Source organism: Streptomyces sp. NPDC088812, from assembly GCF_044750285.1.
In the GTDB taxonomy this organism is placed as follows: Bacteria; Actinomycetota; Actinomycetes; order Streptomycetales; family Streptomycetaceae; genus Streptomyces.
This window is the reverse complement of record NZ_JBIVJP010000002.1, coordinates 162,774-184,098: the sequence shown is the minus strand read 5'-3', so window position 1 is coordinate 184,098 and position 21,325 is coordinate 162,774. Positions and strand designations below refer to the sequence as shown.

General features: G+C 66.9%; 17 protein-coding genes and 1 pseudogene. 14 read left to right on the top strand and 4 right to left on the bottom strand.

Translation table 11 applies throughout. The features are described 5' to 3' along the window. From ACIP67_RS04445 to ACIP67_RS04395, 11 genes and pseudogenes are all read left to right on the top strand, one after another. Nucleotides 1-1,230, top strand: a complete 1,230-nt coding sequence (locus tag ACIP67_RS04445; RefSeq protein WP_401687192.1) for an MFS transporter — start codon at nt 1-3, stop codon at nt 1,228-1,230. An 11-nt stretch (nt 1,231-1,241) separates the two neighbouring features. Beyond that, the gene (locus tag ACIP67_RS04440; protein WP_401687189.1) at nt 1,242-2,822 is read left to right on the top strand and encodes an amino acid adenylation domain-containing protein; all 1,581 of its coding nucleotides are present in this window, start codon (nt 1,242-1,244) and stop codon (nt 2,820-2,822) included. A gap of 493 nt (nt 2,823-3,315) precedes the next feature. After that, nucleotides 3,316-4,140, top strand: coding sequence for an isocitrate lyase/phosphoenolpyruvate mutase family protein (locus ACIP67_RS04435; protein WP_401687186.1), 825 nt, complete (start codon nt 3,316-3,318; stop codon nt 4,138-4,140). A 123-nt stretch (nt 4,141-4,263) separates the two neighbouring features. Continuing rightward, complete coding sequence (locus ACIP67_RS04430) at nt 4,264-5,235, top strand: NAD(P)-dependent oxidoreductase (protein WP_401687183.1); 972 nt, start codon at nt 4,264-4,266, stop codon at nt 5,233-5,235. A gap of 64 nt (nt 5,236-5,299) precedes the next feature. Continuing rightward, nucleotides 5,300-6,385 carry an N-acetyl-gamma-glutamyl-phosphate reductase gene (argC, locus tag ACIP67_RS04425; protein WP_401687180.1) on the top strand — a complete coding sequence of 362 codons (1,086 nt, stop codon included), beginning with the start codon at nt 5,300-5,302 and terminating at the stop codon, nt 6,383-6,385. After that, nucleotides 6,382-7,608 carry a phosphoglycerate kinase gene (gene pgk / locus ACIP67_RS04420; RefSeq protein ID WP_401687177.1) on the top strand — a complete coding sequence of 409 codons (1,227 nt, stop codon included), beginning with the start codon at nt 6,382-6,384 and terminating at the stop codon, nt 7,606-7,608. Before argC ends, pgk begins: the two co-directional genes overlap by 4 nt. A gap of 2 nt (nt 7,609-7,610) precedes the next feature. Continuing rightward, nucleotides 7,611-8,726 (top strand): iron-containing alcohol dehydrogenase, encoded by a 1,116-nt coding sequence (locus ACIP67_RS04415; protein ID WP_401687174.1) that lies wholly within the window; start codon nt 7,611-7,613, stop codon nt 8,724-8,726. Between the two features lie 384 nt (nt 8,727-9,110). Next, nucleotides 9,111-9,365, top strand: coding sequence for an acyl carrier protein (locus ACIP67_RS04410; RefSeq protein ID WP_401687172.1), 255 nt, complete (start codon nt 9,111-9,113; stop codon nt 9,363-9,365). Further along, entirely contained in the window at nt 9,362-10,936 is a 1,575-nt protein-coding gene (locus tag ACIP67_RS04405; RefSeq protein WP_401687170.1) for an amino acid adenylation domain-containing protein, read from the top strand. The genes ACIP67_RS04410 and ACIP67_RS04405 overlap by 4 nt, the downstream gene beginning before the upstream one ends. Nucleotides 10,937-10,962: 26 nt before the next feature. Next, complete coding sequence (locus tag ACIP67_RS04400; protein ID WP_401687168.1) at nt 10,963-15,279, top strand: amino acid adenylation domain-containing protein; 4,317 nt, start codon at nt 10,963-10,965, stop codon at nt 15,277-15,279. Nucleotides 15,280-15,491: 212 nt separating this feature from the next. Beyond that, a pseudogene (locus ACIP67_RS04395) lies at nt 15,492-15,614 on the top strand (integrase core domain-containing protein); the annotation flags it as partial. 59 nt (nt 15,615-15,673) lie between these two features. On the opposite strand, the gene ACIP67_RS04390 reads toward ACIP67_RS04395, so the two are convergent. After that, nucleotides 15,674-16,081 (bottom strand): signal peptidase I, encoded by a 408-nt coding sequence (locus tag ACIP67_RS04390; RefSeq protein WP_401687165.1) that lies wholly within the window; start codon nt 16,079-16,081, stop codon nt 15,674-15,676. Nucleotides 16,082-16,231: 150 nt separating this feature from the next. Then, nucleotides 16,232-16,648 (bottom strand): hypothetical protein, encoded by a 417-nt coding sequence (locus ACIP67_RS04385; protein ID WP_401687162.1) that lies wholly within the window; start codon nt 16,646-16,648, stop codon nt 16,232-16,234. 430 nt (nt 16,649-17,078) lie between these two features. Here ACIP67_RS04385 and ACIP67_RS04380 point away from each other — a divergent pair, with 430 nt between their 5' ends. From ACIP67_RS04380 to ACIP67_RS04370, 3 genes are all read left to right on the top strand, one after another. Next, nucleotides 17,079-17,660, top strand: a complete 582-nt coding sequence (locus ACIP67_RS04380) for a hypothetical protein (RefSeq protein ID WP_401687160.1) — start codon at nt 17,079-17,081, stop codon at nt 17,658-17,660. Further along, complete coding sequence (locus tag ACIP67_RS04375) at nt 17,612-18,031, top strand: hypothetical protein (RefSeq protein WP_401687157.1); 420 nt, start codon at nt 17,612-17,614, stop codon at nt 18,029-18,031. The genes ACIP67_RS04380 and ACIP67_RS04375 overlap by 49 nt, the downstream gene beginning before the upstream one ends. A gap of 139 nt (nt 18,032-18,170) precedes the next feature. Further along, nucleotides 18,171-18,788: a hypothetical protein gene (locus ACIP67_RS04370; RefSeq protein WP_401687154.1), complete on the top strand. Its 618-nt coding sequence runs from the start codon at nt 18,171-18,173 to the stop codon at nt 18,786-18,788. Between the two features lie 28 nt (nt 18,789-18,816). Here ACIP67_RS04370 and ACIP67_RS04365 read toward each other — a convergent pair whose 3' ends face one another. Continuing rightward, nucleotides 18,817-20,073, bottom strand: a complete 1,257-nt coding sequence (locus ACIP67_RS04365) for a TniQ family protein (RefSeq protein ID WP_401687151.1) — start codon at nt 20,071-20,073, stop codon at nt 18,817-18,819. Next, nucleotides 20,070-21,320: a TniQ family protein gene (locus tag ACIP67_RS04360; RefSeq protein ID WP_401687149.1), complete on the bottom strand. Its 1,251-nt coding sequence runs from the start codon at nt 21,318-21,320 to the stop codon at nt 20,070-20,072. Before ACIP67_RS04360 ends, ACIP67_RS04365 begins: the two co-directional genes overlap by 4 nt. Nucleotides 21,321-21,325 lie beyond the last annotated feature (5 nt).

Below are 21,325 nucleotides of genomic sequence, written 5' to 3'. Positions count from 1 at the left end.
ATGAAACTCGGAGAACTTACTCCCGCCTCCAGTGTCGAGCGGACACTCTTGAGAGCCCAGCTAGTTAACTGGTCAGGAAACGGAATCTGGCTGTCCACCTGGGCTATTTTCTCGGTCAAGGTACTGGGCTTCTCTGCAGTCGAGGTAGGTTTGGCTGCCACCATCGGCGGAGTGATCGGCGTTTTCTCCACTACGCTCATCGGATCGCTCGCGGATACCGTCGGTGAGCGCGTAGTTCTTTGCCTGCTCCTGGGCACGCAGGCGGCGGCAGTAGCTCTATATCCGATCATCCCAAACTTTCCGTGCCTCATCACGGTAACTGCGATTGCCTTGGTGGCCGAGAACGGTGCTATTGCCGTCAGATCTGCTCTCATCGCTCGAAGCGTGCCCGCTCCCGACCGGGTAAGAGTCCAAGCCAAGTTGCGCGCAGTCGCCAACATCGGGCTAGCCCTAGGCTCGGGCGCCGGCGGCCTGGTCCTCTACGTCGACGACACAGCCATCTATATAACGGCGATCCTCGTCAATGCAGCGATGTTCCCGATTGCGGCAGGTATAACCTTCAAACTTCGCCCGACGATGAGCACAGGCCCGGTGGCGGAGGGACGTGTCCTCAAAGACAGAAGCTATCTGACGATTACCGCACTGTGTGCCGTATTGGCACTCAACTACCAGTTCCTCGCATTTGGCCTCCCGTTGTGGATCACCGAGCACACCAAGGCTCCCGCCTGGGCCGTCGGACTCCTCTACGCACTGAACACACTGTCTGTCGTAACTCTCCAAGTGCGTGTCAGTCGCGCGGTCAAGAACACGGAAGCGGCGGCCCGCCTAGCACGGATCTCCGGCTGGATCCTGGCGCTGTGCTGCATCCCCTTCGCGCTCGCCGGGACGGCGTCGCCCGGCCTGGCCCTGATGCTCCTGCTGATTGGCGGAGCTGTCCACGTGGCAGGCGAACTCCTGTATGCCGTGGCCTCATGGGGGCTAGCGCTCGGACTGGCGCCGGCTGCCAGACAGGGGCAATACCAGGGGATGTTCACCTCTGGCCAGGCACTGGCCCAGGCCACTGCCCCGGCGGTTATGGCGCTACTGATTATCGATCAGGGTGCTGTTGGATGGGCGGTCTTCGCTGCACTCTTCGCCTTGAGCGGGTCGGTGATCACGCCCGCCGCACGGGCAGCCCTCGCCCGCCGGGAAACGGCCGTACTCTCCCCTGACTTGCCCCGGACTAGCTGAAAGTGACACCTATGAAGCCACGCACACTCTACGAGTGGTTCGACGCCAGCGTGCGTTCTTATCCCGCTAGAACCGCCCTCGAGGTAGGAGAAGACCACTACACGTATGCCGAACTTGACGCCTTGGCGTGCCGTCTCGCTCATGTGCTCCGCCGCTCGGTCGCAGGCCGACCTCGTAGAGTCGGTCTACTAGCCTCCCGCTCACCCGTGGCCTACGGCGGTTATCTCGCGGCGCAGCGAATCGGTGCGAGCGTTGTCCCGCTGAGCCCTGACGCCCCGGCCTCGCGAAATGTGCAAATTGCCCGTGCGGCGGGACTCGACGTGGTCCTGTTGCACGGCTCCGGGAGCAGCCAGGCCGAGTCTCTGCGGTCGTATACCACGGCGGTGCTGTGCGAGCCCTCCGACGTTGACCTGCAAGGCAGCGGCACCGAGAGCGATGTGCCCGAGTGCGCGTCGCCCGACGACGTGGCCTACATCCTCTTTACCTCGGGATCGACTGGGCGTCCCAAGGGAGTACCGATACTTCACCGGAACGTCTCGGACTACATTGCGCTTAACCGGGAGCGATACGGAGTTGAGCCGGGCTCGCGACTCTCTCAGACCTTCGATTTGACATTCGACCTTTCTGTGTTCGATATGTTCGTCGCCTGGAGCGCGGGGGCCGCCTTGGTGGTTCCTCAGAAGAGGGAACTGCTCGCCCCCGTCGACTTCGTCAATGCGAGCGGCATATCGCATTGGTTCTCCGTACCTGCAGTTGGTTCGCTGGCCAGTCGTCTCGGCATGCTGTCGAATAACTGCATGCCCACCCTACGGTGGAGTCTCTTCTGCGGAGAGCCCCTCACGCAGGAAATTGCAGCAGCGTGGCAGGCGGCCGCGCCGAACAGCAGACTGGCCAATCTCTATGGCCCGACGGAGCTAACCATCTCCTGCAGCGCCTACACACTGCCACTGGAACGCCAGCAGTGGCCAGTGACCTCCAATGGCACCGTTCCGATCGGATCGGTCTATCCGGGGCACGAGTACCTCGTTGTCGACTCGACGGGCGCGGCTGCAGACGACGGGGAACTGTGCGTCAGGGGTCCCCAAAGATTCTTTGGATACCTGGACCCTGCCGACAACCGGGGCCGGTTCATACCGGACGCCAACTACGAATCATGCCCGTACGAGCACGGCAGCCAGATTGATCCCTCGCATTGGTACCGGACTGGGGACCGCGTGCGCACGGAGAACGGCCTCCTCGTTCACAAGGGCCGACTCGACGACCAGGTGAAGATCCACGGCCACCGGGTGGAGCTGGGTGAGATCGAAGCGGTGATGCGTAGGTATCCCGGAGTGCACGACGCTGTGATCGTCGTCATGACGAGCGAGGAGGGCGCTGAGGCGCTCGCGGCCGTATACACAGGAGAAGCCGTCGCGACTCGAGAGCTGCGGGCACTGCTGACCGAGAGCCTTCCTTGGTACATGATTCCTCGCTTTTACCGCCACATGACGGAACTGCCACTGAATACAAACAGGAAGATCGATCGCAACGAGATCGCACGCCTGGTCAACAGCAGGTCCAATGTCGTGGCCTCTGGACTGGATCCGCGATGAGCCTTCCACACCTGGACAGCACTGCCCCTGTCGTGGTCCAGAGCCGATTTCCCCCACTGCCCTCGCGGCGCTGCCCGAGTCCAGGCGGCTTCCCGGAGTCCCACAGGGCATGCACGCCACTGTGGCGTGTAGCGGCGTCACTCTGGACGCCACGACGATTTGGGCGCGACCGAAACCCCGGGGCGCATGGCGACGACCTGCACGATTGTGACATATTGCGAGATCTACGGCCTGCTTGCCGATATCGGCCTCATCCCTAGCCGGCGCGGCTATATCTATATCAGCCGGAACATCTCGAGGTTTCTGGAAAACTCAGCGATAAGCTCAGCAACGACCCAACTAACTCGCAACAGGGTTCTGTCAATCACTCGGCACATTGTTTTCCTCTGGCGCTTCCGTCAATTTCCCCGGAACGTCTCGCCGAGATCAGTGTTTCCAACCTGCTTTGGAGAAATAGATGCTCAGGCGTTCGTACCCCTCCTTCCGATCGCTTATGGAAAAGGGAAAGCTGGTCCGCGTGGTCGGTGCCCATGACGCCCTGGGCGCCGTTCTCGCGGAGCAGGCGGGCTTCGACGCCGTGTGGTCCTCCAGCCTTGAGGTGTCCGCGGCCCGGTGCCTTCCCGACGCCAGCGTCCTGACGATGACCGAGTACCTTGAGGCCGCCGCGAACATGCAGAAGGCTCTCGGCATACCGGTCATCGCCGACTGCGACACGGGCTACGGGAACAACCTCAACGTGGTGCACATGGTCCACGAGTACGAGGCCGCCGGCATCACCGCGGTGTGCATGGAGGACAAGCTGTTCCCGAAGCTCAACAGCTTCGCGGGTGGTGACCAGACGCTGCTGAGCACGGAGGCGTTCTGCGGCAAGATCCGTGCCGCGAAGAGCGCCCAGGCCACTGAGGACTTCTTCGTCGTCGCGCGCACCGAGGCGCTGATCAACGGCTTGAGTGTGGACGTAGCCCTGGAGCGGTCCCGCGCGTACTGCGAAGCCGGTGCCGACGCCGTGCTGATTCACTCCAAGTCCAAGACCAAGGACCAGGTCGAGGAGTTTCTCTCGCGCTGGGACGGCCGCCGACCGGTCGTCATCGTTCCCACCACCTACCCGGACTGGCACGTGGACGACATCGCCAAGGCCGGTGTATCCGTTGTCATCTACGCCAACCAGGGGCTGCGCGCCACTGTCGCCTCGCTGCGCGAGACCTTCGAGTCCATCTGCCGGCACGGTGACTCCACCGAGCTGGAGGGCCGCATCGCCGCGGTGAGTGACGTCTTCGAGCTCCAGCAGCTCAAGGAGTGGCAGAAGCTCGACGCCTGATCCCTGTCGCCTCTCCTGCCGAAGTGTCGTGGGGGGCATGCCCGTTCAGGGCTGCCCCCGGCACGCCTTTGGGCCCTACAGGCGGCCCATCGCGATCATTCAGACTGACAGGGAACGCACCCCGTGAACACAACTTCCCCCTCCTCACCCGCGCGCCACAAGGTTCTGGTCGTCGACCCCATCGCTCCTCAGGCGCTGGAGGAACTCCGCGCGGCGTACGACGTCACCGTTCGCATGCGGCCGTCCACGACCGAACTCGTCGACCTCCTGCAGGGCATGGACGGGATCGTGCTGCGCAGCGGCGTGAAGCTACCGGCCAATGTCATCGACGCAGCCACCCAGCTGAAGGTGATCGCCCGAGCGGGCAACGGAACCGACAACATCGACCTCGCGGCGGCCGAGCGCGCCGACGTCCAGGTCTTCAATATTCCGAGCGTGTCCTCCGGCGCGGTGGCCGAACTGGCCCTCGGACTTACCTACGCCGTGACGCGTCACATCGCTCTCGCGGACCGGCAGATCCGCGGGAACCTGTGGAAGAAGTCCGAGCTGGCGGGCATCGAACTGGCTGGCAGGACGATGGGCATCGTCGGGCTGGGCGACATCGGCTCCCGCCTGGCCGCGCTGGCGCTCGGCGTCGGTATGCGGGTGGTGGGTTCGGTGAGCCGTCCCACTCCAGAACGCGAAGCGGAGTTCGCGCGTGCGGATATCACGCTGATGGCCACCGGCACAGTGCTCCGCGAGGCGGATGTCGTCGCCCTGACATGCCCCCTCAACGACCGCACCCGCAACCTCATCGCCGCGGCGGAGCTGGCTACGATGAAGCCCGGCGCCTACCTCGTCAACGTCTCCCGCGGAGGAGTCGTCAACGAGAACGACCTCTACGACGCCTTGGTGCGCCGGCACATCGCCGGCGCCAGCATCGACGTCCTCGCCGTCGAACGCGAGCCCAGCCGGCTGTCAGAGCTGGACAACGTCGTCCTCACGCCTCACATCGGAGCCATGTCCGTCGATTCCCAGAGCCGTATCGGGAGGATGCTCCTCGACGGTCTTGCCCTGAGCCTCGCCGGACAGGACGCCCCCACCCGCATCGTCTGACCGTTCCAGGCAGGCCCCCCTCCACTATCGAGAAAGCAAGTCCATGCCACGGAAGAATGACGGCTTGAGCGTCGGCGTCGTGGGCGCCACCGGCTACACGGGCGGTGAGCTGTGCCGACTTCTGCTCAACCACCCTCAGGTCAACCGAATCCTGCCCACCGCGCGCGGCCACGAGCAATTCCAGCGCCTCCACAGCAACCTCATGGGCAGCGATCTGGAGTTCCTCACCTTCGACGACATCAAGCGCCAGGCCGAAGAGCTCGATGTGGTCTTCTTCTGCACGCCTTCGGGCGAAGCCATGCGCAACGCACCCTGGTTCCTCGAGCGCGGGATCCGCGTCATTGACGTCAGCGCCGACTTCCGCTTCTCCGACCCCAACGTGTACCAGCAGGTCTACGGCTCCCCCCACGCCGCTCCCGAGCTCCTGCCCAAGGCCGTCTACGGTGTGACGGAACTGAACCGCGCGTCCATCGCCAAGGCCCAACTCATTGCCAATCCAGGGTGCTACGTCATCACCGCGATCCTGGCGCTTACACCGCTGCTGCGTGCCGCATGGGCCGATCTCGACGCCCCCCTCCACATCAGTGCCGTCAACGGCACCACCGGGGCCGGCAACAAACCCAAGCGGTCCATCATGCACGCCGAGGTGCTGAACTCGATGCTGCCCTACAGCATGGAGGGCCATCGGCACGGCCCGGAACTGGAAACCCACCTCGCAGCCGAGGCGGGACGTTCGCTGGCCGTGGACTTCAACACCGCCCACGGCAACTTCGCCCGCGGCATCTACCTGCAGGCCAACCTGGCCGTGCACCCCACCATGCGAGAAGGCATGACGCGTGAGCGGGTCCTCGCGCTGCTCACCGACTTCTACGGCCAGGGCGGCGAGAAGGAGTTCTTCATACGGGTGAACACCTTTCCCAAGATGGGAGGGATCAACTCCAAGGAATACGACGTCTATCCGAGCGTGGCCGACGTAACGGGCTCGAACTTTTGCCACATCGGTGCCGACTACGACGCACACCGTGGCATCATCAAACTCCTCTCGGTCACCGATAACCTTGTCAAGGGAGCCGCCGGTTCGGCCATCCAGAACATGAATGTGATGTTCGGGCTGGACGAGACCGCGGCGCTGCAGACATACGGGTTGTGACCGTGAACGCCTCGGCACAGGTTACAGCGGCGCAGGACGCACCTCGCTCGCTCCTTGACCGGCGGATCGCCAGCGGGGAACGCTGGATCTTCTCGGCCGGGTTCAACGTGGCATCGGGCATGCGCGACACCAGCCGCATCGACACCGAGCTGGCCGATATCGCCCGTCTCGCCGGCGCCGGGGCACGGGTCGCGGTGCTCTCCCACCAAGGGCGCCACAAGGACGGTTCGGCGCAGCATCTGGGTGACGTAGCCGCCTACCTGAGCGGGCGGCTAGGCAAGAACGTGGGCTACGTTCCTGAGAACACTACCGACGCAGCCATCGAACACTCCCGCGCGCTGGCCCCCGGCGACGTGGCGCTCTTCGGGAACACGCGGCACCACCCCGGCGAGGAAGCCAATGACCCCACGCTCGCTGCACGTTTCGCCCATCTCGGCGATGCCGTGGCGGTCGGTGGCTTTTCTAAAGCCCACCGCGAACACGCCTCCAACACCGGGCTGTTGAAATACCTTCCCGGATGGGCCGCGCACAGTCTGCTCGTGGAGATCGAACGACTCTCGCCCTGGTCCGGAGCCGATCCGTCCGTGCCCTCCCTCGCGGTGCTGGGTGGCGTCAAACCGGAGAAGACTCTCATCGGGCTACGCAGTTTCTCCCGTACGTACGATGTCGTGGTACCGGGCGGAGTAGCCCTGAATCACGTGCTGCGCGCGCAGGGCCACCAGGTGGGGGACTCAGAGCTCGGCGAACAGCCCGAGCGCTGCGCAAAGGCGACGGACGAGATTCTGCGCTCCGCGGCGGCCCGTATTCATGTGCCCAGCCGGGTGGTCATCGCCCGCAGGTCCGGGGACTCCTTCACGGATCCACGCGAGATCCGCATCGCCGACGGCGTTCCGCTTGGTTTCGCCATCGTGGACTTCCATCTGGAGACCTGGCTGCTGGATCTCATGCGGGAGTTTGGCAGCCACGGGTGCCGGGCCGTGATGGCAGGAACACCAAGCCTGTATCTCCGCGGGTTCCGGCATGCTTCGGCACAACTGCTGAACTGGGCCTCGGCTCCGAGGATTAAGGCGATCCTCCTCGGCGGGGACACCGTCTCCGAACTCCCATTCGACGGACCCACCTCGACCGGTGGCGGCTCCGCGCTGTACTACCTGGGCGAAGCGGACCTTCCCATCCTTCGCGCCCTGCGCGAGAACTCAGCCACGTCCTGGACGGAGATCTGACGATGTTCGACTTCCACGTTCCAACCCGCATCGTCTTCGGCAGAGGCTGTCTCGATGCCCTGGGAACGCACACCCGCGTGTGGGGAGATCGCGCCTTGATCGTCTGCGGTCGCTCCGCCATGCGTTCGTCGGGTGTACTGCCACGCACCCACGCCATCTTGTCCGCTGCGGGTGTCAAGGCCGACGTTTGCGACCGGATCTCCGCTAACCCCCGGTCCGACGAGGTGGATGCGGCAATTCAGCAGGCCCGGCGTTTCGACGCTCAGGCGGTCATCGGGCTAGGCGGGGGCAGCGCGCTCGACGCGGCGAAGGCTGTGGCAGTCGGAATGGGACACGAATCGGTCGCCGGACTCGTCGGGCGCACCCTGGAGCCCTCGCCCGCCTCCCTACCGGTGATCGCGGTCCCGACCACGGCCGGCAGCGGTGCAGAGGTCACCAAGGGCGCGATCGTCACGGACGTGGTGCGGGACTTCAAGTCGGGCATACGCGGCGACGATCTCTTCCCGAAGGTCGCGCTCGTCGACCCGTCCTTGACCGATACGCTCCCCCGCCGCGTCGCCCTTGACTCGGGCTTCGATGCTATGGCCCACGCCATCGAGGGCTTCCTCGCCCGCCGTTCCGGCGAAATGAACAAAGCGCTCTCAGAGCAGGCCGCCCAGCTCCTGGCACCGGCCCTGCGCCGTCTAGCCGCCGGCGACACAGGCACAGAAGTCCGGGACAGGATGGCGTTCGGAGCCCTGCTGGGCGGCATCAATGTGGCCACGGCCAGCACGTGTCTCCCTCACAGGATGCAGCAGGCGATCGGAACCGCCGAACGTGTCGGCCCTTCCCACGGACGCGGCCTGGCCATGCTGTACCCCGCATGGCTGGAATCCGTCGAGCACGTGGCCAGTGACGAGGCAACGGCTCTAGCTCGGTTTCTCGGTGCGACTGACCTCCGCCACGCTCTCCAGTCCCTGCTTCAGGACATCGGCCTGACGCAGAGGCTGAGTGACTACGGCTACGTGGCGCGTGATGTCCACGACTTTGTGGAACGCATTTCGGGCAACCTCGACAACGACCCTTACCCCGACCCGGGCCACTCTGTGATCGAGACGATCTACCTCCGCTCGCTCTGAACGTCGAATCGTCCGCCCGCGCCGGCCTCACACCGCCGTATTAAAGAGCCACCTACCGCGAAAACAGCCCACACGCCTATCTGCATCGGAGCTGTCCATGCCCGCACCCGGGAACCTTATCGTGCTCGGATGACCGGTCCTCCACTGCAGAGACGCTCGAGGAATGAGGCAGAAAGGCACGTACGTCAAGACGCCCAGCGATCGCCAACGCCCGACGGCTGGGATTCGGCGGAGACAACGTCGTGATGCCCGACCCGACCAACGCCGAGCATGTGCAGGCACCCTGCAGCGACATGACGTGAACCTGAAGGGTTTCTCGGTAATCGCCACGGGCTGATCAATCCCAGAATATTCACGCCGACGGACACAGGAAGGTTACCCAGAGTGCCGGACCCGATGATGACAGCTGACAGCACCGGAGAAGTCGTATTGTCCATCGTGGGCGAAGTGATTCGTTCTGGCCCCCAACGACCGACCGACAGTTTCTACGACATGGGCGGCACCTCCCTCGACGCGATGCGGATATGCCTGCGCGTCAGCCGGGAATTTGCCCTCGACATCGGCCCCGAGGCTCTGCTCGACAGTGACGACCTCGCCGGGTTTATCGCGGTGGTCTCCGCAGCTCGGGAGGCCCGTTGAACGTCCGTGCCGACGCCAGCCCGTCGCAATACCCGGCCGCCCCCTTGCCCATTCATACGGCGGTCGGGCGCCGGGCCCAGATCGCCCCGGACGCCATCGCCCTTGTCCACGGCACCACCCGGATCAGCTACGCGGAACTGGACGCAGCGTCCGACGTCTGGGCTGTCGCGCTCCGCGAGCGGGGTGCTGGCCCGGGCGGCTTCATACCGGTGCTGCTGCCCCGATCGGCGGAACTGGTGACGGCGCTGCTCGCCGTGCTGAAGACCGGAGCGGCGTACGCGGCCCTGGATCCAAGATGGCCCGCTGACCGCATCCACCGTGTGCTCAGGATGCTGCGCCCCCGCGTGACTGTCGCCCTTGACGCGCCCGGCGGCTGGACCGGGCCGGTATGGCACCCGCCGCCGCACGGCGTCCGCCGTACGGCGGAGCTGTCCTCCACCCGCCCGGGCTCGCCAGTTGACCCCGAAAGCCCTGCAACAGTCTTCTTCACATCCGGGACCACGGGCAGCCCGAAGGCCGTGGTCTCCAGCCATAAGGCCACCACCAGCCTCTTCAGCGGCGGCTTCGAGCCGTTTCCATCTGCTCCGGTGATGCCCCAGGCCGCGCCCGTGAGCTGGGACGCCTTCACCATGGAGACCTGGGGCCCGCTGATCAACGGCGGGACCAGTGTTGTGGTGGACAGGGACTACCTGATGCCCGGCACCCTGCGCGTACTCGCCGACCGGGACGGCGTTGACACAGTGTGGCTCACCGCCTCGCTGTTTAACCTCTTCATGGACGAGGACCCCGGCGGCTTCCGGGGACTGCGTCATGTCCTCACCGGCGGTGAACGGCTCTCCGTGCGCAGGGTCCGCGCGTTCCTCGACTCACACCCTGGGATCGTGCTGACGAATGGCTACGGACCCGTCGAGAGCTGCGTGTTCGCCACTGCTCGACGGATACGACGGCCGGACTGCGACCTGCCGTCCGGCATCCCGGTGGGTCACCCGGTACCGGGGCGGCACATCTACGTACTGTCGGACGGGCGTCCCGCCGAACCCGGCTCTGTCGGGGAGATCTGCGTCACTGGGGACGGTGTCGCCGTCGGCTACCTCGGCGATCCGGCGCTCACCGCACGCAGTTTCCCGACCGTGGTCCTCGACGGCCTCCGTACCCGCGTCTACCGCACGGGGGACCTCGGCTTCCAGGACCCCGACGGCGTACTGCACTTCGCAGGGCGCTCTGATCGGCAGGTCAAGGTCAGGGGACACCGGGTGGAACCGGAAGAGGTGGAGGCTTTCACCCAGACCTTGCCGGGAGTCGGCGAGTGCGCGGTCGTCCCGATCCGCAGGCAGAGCGGCGGATACGAGCGGATGGCGCTCTTCTACACCTGCGACGGCGCCGCCGGCGCGCCGGACCTCCCGCTTCCCCAGACCGTGCGCCAGGCCCTGGCCGCCAGACTCCCGCGATACCTCGTGCCGGATCTTGTGCACCGCAGGGATGGCCTCCCCCTCACCGTAAACGGAAAGTTGGACCGAGCCGCGCTGGCCGGCTCGCTGCGACAACATGACACCACAGAAGGTGACGCGTGACCCCACGCCCCATGTCCAGGTACCCCATGTCCTGGGAGCAGGAGTCCATCTGGCTCAACGATCAGTTCCAGACGGGGAGCGGCCGCTATGTGGAGTCCTGGATTCACCGGTTGCGCGGCACCATCGACACTGCGGCCATCGAGGCTGCGCTGACCGCGATCGTCACGCGCCACGAGCCGCTGCGCACCGCTCTGGTACTCGAGGACGGCCGGACGGTGCAGGTGGTGTGTCCTCCTACCCAGGTGCCGCTCGACATCCGTTTGGTTACGGCGGACGACCTACCGGAAGCTGTCCGCGTGGCCATCTCCGGCCCGCTGCCCGCGGAGCGACCCCCGCTGCTCAGGGCGACCCTGCTGCGTATCGGCGAGCGTGACGCCGTCCTGGCGATCGCCCTGCACCACGCCGTCATCGACGGATGGAGCCTACGTCTGCTGGACGAGGAGTTCAGCGAGCTGTACCAGGCCTTCGTCGAGAACCGTGCCCCAGATCTTGCAGAACTGCCACTGTCGTTCGGCGAGTATGCGACGGCCCGTCGCCAGGAGACGGCCGCGGCCGACGAGGCCATGGAGTACTGGCGACGGACGCTAGACGGCGCGCCTGACGAGTCCGCCTTCCCCCTGGATCGCCCCCGCCCACAGGTTCTGGGCGATGAAGGCGGTCTGATCGAGTTCACCGTCGGAGCAGACCTCGGCGCCGCCGTCCACCGGACCTGCCGGGAACTGCGCACCACACCTTTCGTCCTACTCACCGCAGCACTGACCGTCCTCGTCAGCAGGCTCGGAGGCCAGGACGACATCGTGCTGGGCACCCCGGTCAGTCGGCGGGACCGGTGGGAGCTCGAACCGCTGATTGCCTGCCTCACCGATGTCATGCCGCTGCGTCAGCACATGCGCCCCGGCCAGTCGTTCCGCGATCTCGTCGCCGCTACGAGTGCCGTCGTACGCGGGGCTATGGCGCACCGCTGTGTGCCGTTTAGCCGCCTGGTGGGGGAGCGGGCTGGTGAGCGGACCCAGTCCAGATTCCCGCTGTTCCAGATCGTGTTCACCGTGGACGACGCCGGTGCCCCCGGGCTCCGCCTGCCCGGTGTCACCACCAAGCGGTTGTACAGTCACAACGGTACGGCCAAGTTCGACGTCTTCCTCAATCTCATCCCCCAAGACGGGGGCTACCGGGGCAGGCTGGAGTACGCGGCCGAAATCTTCGACCCCGACACCGCAGGCCGACTTACCGAGCGCTTCCTCGCACTGCTCGCCGACGCCGCGCATAACCCCGACCGGGCGGTGGACGACTTGGCGGTCATGTCCCAGGTGGAACGGCACCTGATCACCGACCGGCTCAGTCACGGCCCCGAGCCGACTGGCGACCGGCCGCTCGCCCACGAGGCCACCGAACGAACCGCCCGGCTAATGCCGGACGTCCTGGCCCTCGTCGACGGCGAGCGGCGGCTGACATACGCGGCGCTCTGGGCGGCTACGGAATCCCGAGCGCGGTGGCTGGTGGCTTGCGGTCTCGCCCGGAAGCGAATCGGCATCCGCTTGGAACGCTCGGCCGACGCCATGATCGCCATACTGGCGGTGCTGCGCGCCGGCGGCGCCTGCGTACCGATCGACCCCGCCCTGCCGCTGGAGCGCACCGCCTTCATGATCCGCGACAGTGGGGCGGCCGCCCTGCTCACCGGACGTGAGGTGGCCACTGCCCCGGGCCTAGTCCCGCCCCGCGTCACCACACTCTTTCTAGAGGACGCCCCCGACGCCTCGTCGGCGACACTGCCGTCCGTTACGCCCGACGATCTTGCCTACGTCGTGTATACCTCCGGTTCCACCGGACAGCCGAAGGGGGTGGCGATGCCCCACCGCTCTCTCGCCGCGCTCTTGGCCTGGCAGTGCCAGGCCTCCGACGCGGCGGACGGTACACGCACCCTGCAATTCGCGCCGCTTGGCTTCGACGTGGCGTTCCAAGAGATATTCAGCAGCTGGGGCTCTGGTGGCACCCTCGTCCTCGTGCCGGACGCCATCCGAGGCGACCCGCACCGCGTGCTCGACCTCATCGAGCAACACTCGGCCGAGCGTCTCTTCCTGCCCTACGTTGCTCTCCAACAGCTCGCTGCTTACGCCGTCGCAGTCGGCCGCCGCGCTTACAGTCTCCGTGAGGTGATCACGGCGGGAGAAGAGCTGTACGTGACCCCAGCGATCAGGGAGTTCTTCGCCGGCTGCCCCCAGGCGCGGCTGGAGAACCAATACGGGCCGTCCGAGACCCATGTCGTTACCGCCCATCCACTCACCGGTGCTCCCACGACCTGGCCGGACCGGCCGCCGATCGGACGACCGGTCCCTGGCAGTAAGGTCTACATCCTCGACGAGCGACTCCGGCCGCGCCCGATCGGAGCCGTCGGCGAGATTTGCGTCGCAGGCGATGGGGTGGCTCTGGGCTATCTTTCGGACGAGGCCACACACACTCGACGCTTCACCCCCGACATCTTCGCACCCTCCCGCTCAGGGCTTCTTTACCGCACCGGCGACCTGGGAAGATTCTTGGCCGACGGCACCATTCAGTTCCTAGGCCGGATCGACGGCCAGGTCAAGATCCGCGGCTACCGCGTTGAGCCAGGAGAGGCGGAGGCCGCGCTCAAAGCCATTCCCGGTGTAACAGAAGCCGTCGTCCTGGTGGAGGGCACCAGTGCCGAGGAAAGGCATCTGGCTGCCTACTTCACCGGAACGGCGGAACCGGACCAAGTGCACAAGGCGTTGCGAGATCGATTGCCTCACTACCTTCTCCCCCCCAACCCTGTCCGGGTCACCTCCCTGCCCCGCACCGCCAGCGGCAAGACCGACCGAGCGGCCGTCCACCGGTTGCACTCATCCGTCACCCGGGCCTCGCGCCCCGTGACGTCATGGGAACGTGTCCCTTCCGACGGCCTCGAACACGAACTGGCCGCTGTCTGGACCGACATTCTGCGTACCGACCGCATCAGCCCGGACGACGACTTCTTCTCCCGCGGAGGCAACTCGCTCCTCGCTGTACGTCTCGCCGTGAGACTCCGCACCGAACTGGACCTGAACCTTCGCCCCGCTGACATTTTCGCCGCCCCTACCATTTCCGCCCTTGCCAGCCTGATCCGCAGCACCGGCGCCACCCCACAGGCAACGGGTCTGGCATCGCGCGCCGTCCTCGCCGCCGAGCTCACCGCCGCGTCCGAGATAGTGCCCGCGACGGCCCACCCTCGCCACATCCTCCTGACGGGAGCCACCGGATTCCTCGGCGCGTTCCTCCTCCGTGACCTGCTCGAACGCACCCATGCAACGGTGCACTGCCTTGTCCGCGCGGACGACACCGCAGCCGCCCACAAGCGCCTGCGCCGCACCTTGGAACGCTACCAACTGTGGTGCGGGCGCTACGCGGCCCGCATCCAACCGCTGGTTGGCGATCTGGGACTACCCCGCCTCGGTCTCGACCAGCTAACCTTCGACCACTTGGCGCGCTCCATCGACGCGATCTTTCACAGCGGTGCCGCTGTGAACCTCACCTACACCTACGATCAGCTCAAAGCTGTCAACGTCGACGGCACCGCCGAACTACTGCGACTAGCCGCTTCCCACCGCACCGTGCCGATGCACCACGTCTCCACCGTCGGTGTCTACCCCCCTGACGGGCCACTAGGCGGCCACATCTCACCCGCGCATTCGCTGGGCAACGGAGCACTGCTGCGCCATGGATACGCCCAGACCAAGTGGGTGGCCGAGGCGCTGGTAGCCAAGGCCAGGGAACGCAGCCTGCCCGTTACCGTGTTCCGCCCCACCAGGATTAGCGGGGAAACCACCAGCGGCCTCTGCCAGACCTCGGATTTCCTCTGGCTGCTGGTCAAGGGCTGCCTTCAGGCTGGGATCGCCCCATGCGACTACCCATCCGACTTCGATCTGGTCCCTGTCGACTTCGTGAGCGCCGCGATCAGCGTCCTGTCCACCGATCCTTCGACCGCGGGCCGCACTTATCACCTCTCCAGCGAACGTCACCTGTCCTTCGCCGACATTGTGGCCCGGCTCCGCGCGCTCGGCTACCGCCTGGATGACACTCCTCTAGAGTCATGGCACCAGCAGGTGGAACAGGACCCAGGCAATGCGGCTTTCCCTCTGCTTGGCCTCCTGCCACCGACGGGCTCCACACCGTCCGGGAAGATCCGCACGAGCTCCCCGGTCTTCGACTCCAAGACCACCCGCCGCGCATTGCGGGCGAGCGGGGTGACCTGTGCTGTGATCGACGATGCACTCTTCGCCCGCTATGTGGGCTCATTCGTGCGTGACGGCTTTCTCCCGCCGCCGCAGTCAGCGGATGGCCAATCTCAATAGCGTCGGGGACTGGCGGGTGGCTGACGCTCCGCTTCCAGTCCCCGCCCCAGCGACGGTGGCCGAGATCCGCGAGATCCAGGGCAAGCACCGCCCGGCGCCTATAGTGCCCCGCGCACCCATGGCCGGCAGATCAACCGCAAGCGCGTCACACGGCTCGTGCGGATCAACTCCATCGTCGGCCGTTATCTGCGGCGCAAGAAGTGCACGACGGTCAGAGCCTGAAGCGGGAGTTGCCGCATGGAAGGCGCCGGCCCTCGAAGGCACAGACGAGGCTGGCACTGTTCCACTGGATGCCGTACTACAACCGGCGCCGTCGGCACTCCGCCCTCGGCTATCACGTAAGCTGTCACCCGCCGCATGAAACCCGGTGCCCACTCCCGGGAACAACCTCAGTTCACTCGAGCACCACGCCCGGGGACATGACCGCGCTGTCACTATCGCCAATCACCCTGTACCCAGGGACGGACGGCCAGCGAACTGTCAACACAACGGATTCTTCCTCGGCATACCAAGAGTGATCGATACCCCGACCCCACACAATGTAGTCCCCCTGCTCAGCCAGTAGAACGCTGCGCCCAGGAAGTTCCACACGGAAGCGACCACTGATGAGCACCAAGAGGGCTGTACGTTGCTCACCGGTTACCCACTGCGCCCGCTCGTCGCCCCGCGGGTGTACGCCCCACTTGATCTCAACCGCCTCGCTATGTCGGGGGTCAGACGCCTCCTTGAAGTGCCCCAGCAACCACCCATGATCGAGTGCCGCATCCAAACCTGCATTGCCCACATAAACGGCTTCTTTCATGACTCTGGAAGGTAGCAGCTGGGCAAGGGGGTGTAGACCGTGACCTGGGGCGGTGCGGAGCAGGCATGCCGGCTTCCTGCACCTGGGAGGTTGAGGACTCGCTCGGCTGTGCGTGTTCAGTCGGCCAGATGCCCGAGGCGCCGTCGCCGGTCAGGGACTCCTCGTCGTCCTCGCTGTCGTCGAAGACGCCGCGTCGGCAGGCTCGGGCGCCTCGGTTGGTCTCCGGCTGCTGCTCAGGACCCCCGACACCTCACCACCGTTGCTACGGCGCGGGCGCGGGCGGAAATGAGCCAGATCTGGCCTCGGCGGCGCCATCGCGCCTCCTCGCGTGCGGACCGCCTGTGCCGAGGACTTGGCCTGCAGGATGGGGACCGGAGTGGAGGGATCGCCGTCGAGGAGCGCGTCATCGATCTGCCAGCCCAGGCCGCGAAGAGCATCGACGGCACCACGTGCCTCGCCCTGGAACTGCGGCGAGGCGGCCGGCAGCCGCACGTCGCAGACTTCGACCACGACTTCCCCGCCTTGATCGCCCGTACCCTCAGTGACCTGAGCGGCGAAGAACGTCACGTACTGCGCTCCGTGAGCCTGCTCAGCGCCTTCTCCGTCCCCCTGGCGACCGAGGTCGCCGGCATGGACCACGACGCCCCCGCCCTGCGGCTGACCGAGCGCCCCTTCATCCGGGAGTCGGCCTCCAGCCCCTGGCCCTTCCACCTCCACGACCTCATCCGTTCCGCCATCCGCAACGCGGACGACGCGAGCGACGACCGCTGGTCGGACGAGGACTGGCGGCGCGCGGCCGAGCGCGCCTTCCTCGCTCTGGAAGCGCAGTGGCCGCCACGACCCGCGACGCGACCGCGCCGTCCTGGTCGGCTGCCTCCAGCAGGGCCTCGCCCTCGCACGGGACTTCGACCTGGATCTCGGCTGGCTCGCCGATGCCGCCTTCCAGTACGTGGGAGATTCCATAGGGGAGCCGCTGGTGCTCCCCTCAGCCCGCGACATGCAGCAGGGCAGCCTGACCACTGCCGCGCATGCCCTGGTGGAGACGCTCAGCGCCATAGCCCGCCGTCAGCATGAGCACCGTGAACGAACCGTCAGCCGGCTCTCGGCCGTCCTGGCGTCCAGGCTGCTCCCCGAGGATCTCGTCGAGCTCGCCACGTACTACCTGGCCAAGGCCCAGCGCGACCTCGGACTGACCGATGACTCGCGCCGGGGCATGCAGCGCGTCGCCGCGGCCGGAGGCCGCCTGGCCTTCGCCGCAGGACGCGGCCTGGCACATCTGAGCAGGCTGTCGGGAGACTTTCCCGCGGCCGTGGAAGCCGCCGGGCGACTGGGCTGGCCGGGGCGCCACCAGCGGGTGCTGGGCGACGTGTGGTGGGTGCAAGGAGACATGGACCGTGCGGAGGCCGCCTATCTGGCCGACCGCAGCGAGGCGGAACAGCACGCGGTCGAGGGTGAGAGGGCGATGGTCCAGGCGCATCTTGCCTTTGCCGTCGCCTTCACCGACCCCTGCGGGCCGATGACGAGCTCGACGTGGCAGACAGGCTGCTGTCGCGCCTCAGCCTGCGCTCCACCGAGCTGACCGCGCGCATCGCCGCCCTCGTACGCGATGCCGGGCTCGCCCAAGACCTGCCGGAGCGGGCTGCTGTCCTCCTCGCCGAGATCGGCGTCTCCGGCGTCTCCTACGCCGCAGCCAAGCTCCAACTGGCCCTGTGCTTTCACCATGCGGTCCTCGACGCGCACAACGATCTCACGGCGGGCATCGGCCGCCTGTGCGAGCTCACGCAGAGCGGTGACTACGCCTACTACGTCGACATCGCGCACTTCATGGTCGGCCTCCCGCTGCCCGAACAGGCCCCGCGGGCACGGTGGATCGACGGGGAAGAGCGCACCCGCGAGCGGTGGCGGAACATCGTGATCAGGCGCCGCCTGCTCCTGGACGCTGCCCGCTGACAGACGACGATCGCGCGCCGGGCAGAGGCATACCGGCCGTACGCGACGCCGGGGGATCGTCGCCTGCCAGCGCCTCGGACCAGGGTGACAATGGCGCCTCGAATGGAGCCGTGCGGAAACATAGCCGGAAGGGAGTGGCGTGGAGAATCGCTTCGCGGGCGGCTGCGCGACGTGCTCAGTGTGGGTGTCGGCAGGCGGCGGAGTTCTCGGCAAGAGCCTCGACGGAGGCTGGGAAGTGCGGTGCGCGACCTGCCAGTACGTCGATGAGCGTGCTGCGGCCGACGATTTCGACCCAGAGGCCATCGAATTGCCGACGGTGCCGCCGCCTGGCATCGCAACCACCGTGGCCCTGCGCGTCCTCACGCTGAGCCGGGCGTGCTGGGCCTGCGGGAAGGACACGGTGTGTCTGATCGGTCTGTACCCGCAGCGGCCCGGCCGCGGCTACGTCGGGCTGTTCACCACGGACAACGCCAAGACGATGGCTCTGGTGCGGCGGCTGCTCCAGCAGCACGGCCACGGCCCTCTGGCCGCGACCGTCAAGAGCCGCTACAGCAGGACCATGCGCGAGCGGCAGCTGTCCAACGGCTGCGTTCACTGCGACGCGCTGCAGGGCAACTTCCCCGTCCACGACGAGGCACTGGGCCGCGTCGCCGCGGGCGGCGTGGACGGGCTGGACACGCTGATGGTCGCTGCCTGCCCGGTACTGGAGTGGCAGGTCATCGTCCACGACAACAGCGGCGGCGTGATGGCCATCTGAGGCTGCCGCACCACACCCGGACGTCACCTCAACGGGCGGGGCCGAGGACCTGGTCGACGGCTTCCGTCTCCAGAGCCTGACGCAGAAGCCCGTGGAGCTGGGGACTGGCCCCGGACAGGTAGGACGGCAGCTCGTCACCGAACGATCTAAGAGCGGCACGGCGGGGGACACCGAAGGTCTCCCAAGCGGCGGCAGCCATGTCGCCGCTGCCAAGGATGCGCCCGATGACGCTGAACTCGGCGGCCGCGGTGACCGGGTCACGTTCCTTGCGGCGCGATCCGAACGCGCCTTGCCGCCACGGGTGGAGGAAACCGGACTCGGACGGCTGCCACTGGATGACGTCGCCGTCAATCCCCCAGCCGTCATCAGCCGGCTGGTCGGTGTAGCGCTCCCTCAGCGCCGGATCGGGGCTGGTGAAGGACTGGACGCGGAGCGGTTCGGGATCCTTGAGAAGGATGCGGAGCGTCCGGAAGTCGTCGAACCACTGCTGCGTGGCGGTCGGCCGACTGGAGCGGACCGCGGCGAGGTATGCGATCAGGGTCTGGTGCACGTCGCGTACCACCGGATCGGCGACGGGCGGGGTGACGATCTCCCACAGCGGGCGGCCGCACCGCTTGCGCTTGGAACGGCGCTTGCCGGGAGATTCGGGAAGCCGTTCATCGGAGCGGGAGAGGAAGCCGGGGCATCGCCCGGCCGCGTCTCCGCGCAGGATGGACGGGGAGAAGGGGGCGCCGCAGTCCGGGCAGAACGAGGCGGTGTAGCAGTCGTGCACGGGGCACAGCACCGCCCACGACTGGTACCACCACAGCGGCCAGCGCACCGGTGGTTCAAGGCACTTTGGGCAGAACGCCCATGTTTCCCCCGGCGCCCAGGGCATCTCCCGGTACGGTTTGCGGCGCTCGGGGCCCGTGCTGATGCCCGAGATGGTCATGTCGCGCAGCCGGGCGGGTTCCAGCCCGGTCGCCGCCTGCAGCATCTGGACGGCGGGCAGCGGGAGCTGAGCGGTGTACTGCGCCAGGTGTGCCGCATGGTTGGACCGTGGCTCCAGGCCGAGGGCGTGCATGATCTGAGTGCGGTCCACTTCGTAGCTGGCGGCGACGTGGTCGACCCAGCTGAACAGGGACTCTCCAGGCTGCGGCAGCGGTACGGCGGGCAGGCGACGCGGCAGAGGCCGGTGCTCGTCCAGGACGGGCCGGGCCTGTTGAAGTCCGCGCCGCGGGCGCTTCACCGCTTCGCCGGGCGGCGGGATGTTGTCCCCTCGGTTTCCGGGGGCGCTCGGTGTCACCGGGACTCCTGGTCGGTATTCGCCCCGGTCATGCTCCGGGGCGTGGGAGGGACGCGGTACGTGGAGAGGGTGCTGATGTAGGCGGGGCCGTCTCGGGGCAGGGACACCAGGCCGACCCGCAGGGCCTCGTGCATGTGCTCGGTGGGGTGGTGGAACGGCCCATACACCAGGGACGTCCCGGACAACTGGCGTCCGCGGTCGGCGAGACGGGCGAACCGGGCGCCGGAGCGTGGCTGCTTGAGCACCAGCCACTGAGCCGCCCTCGCCGGGTGGTAATCCTTCGTCGTCAGGCGCTGGGCCACGCGGGCGGCCCCGGCCATCCGCAGGGGGGCGGCCCACATCTGTGACAGTTCCGGCTCGGCCTGGGGCCAGCCGGTGTCGGTGTCCGTGTCGTCGAAGAGGCGGACGTCCCGGAGTTCCGCCTGGGCTCCCTCCAGCATGCCGGGAGTGAGCCGCTGGGCCGCGAGAGCGGTCAGCGAGGCGAACTCCCTCTCCCGAGAGGATTTTTCCGGCGTTCCGTACAGCCACCGCAACAGCCGCCTCTGACCCTTGAGAGCACGGATGTCGGTGATGCGGATCACCTCGGCCCGGTCCAGGCGGCCACGGCACACCACGGCCTGGCCGGGGCCGGAATGCGGGATGCGGGCGGGGAACGGGGCCTCCAGCTGGGTCGCGGGACGCCTCAGCTGGCATACGCGGCTGTCCCACCCCCAGCACAGACCGCTCTGCACGCGCTCGCACTGCGGGCACGTTTCACGCAGGTAGACCATGTGATCCAGACAGGCGAAGCTCCAGGGCAGCTTCCACTCCAGCCGCCACCGGCCGTCTCGGGCGAGGCACTTGGGGCAGAAATTGGAGTGGCGGCGAAGAACCCATGCGCCCATGGACCAGCCGGTGAGCGCGCTTGGTCGCTTGTAGGGCGGGAGGGGGAGATTGGGCAGGGCAGTGGCCGCGAAGCGGGACAGCAGGATGTCGCCGATCTCTTCCGGGGACACCCCTGTCGCTGCGCTGATCGCCTCGACGGCCGAGGGCGCAAGGGCCAGGCCCGCCGCCCCCTTGCGTATCTCCGCGGCGGAAACGCCCAGGGACTCCAGGGTGTCCTGCTGGCGTATCTGGTAGGCGAGGGCGATCCGGTTGATCCAGCTGGGCAGCGACTCCCGTGTGCCCGGCAGGGGGACCGCAGGCAGCCGGCGCGGAGTTCCGGCTGTTGACGTGGGTGAAGGAAGAGGACGGGGAGGCGCGGGCACGGGTT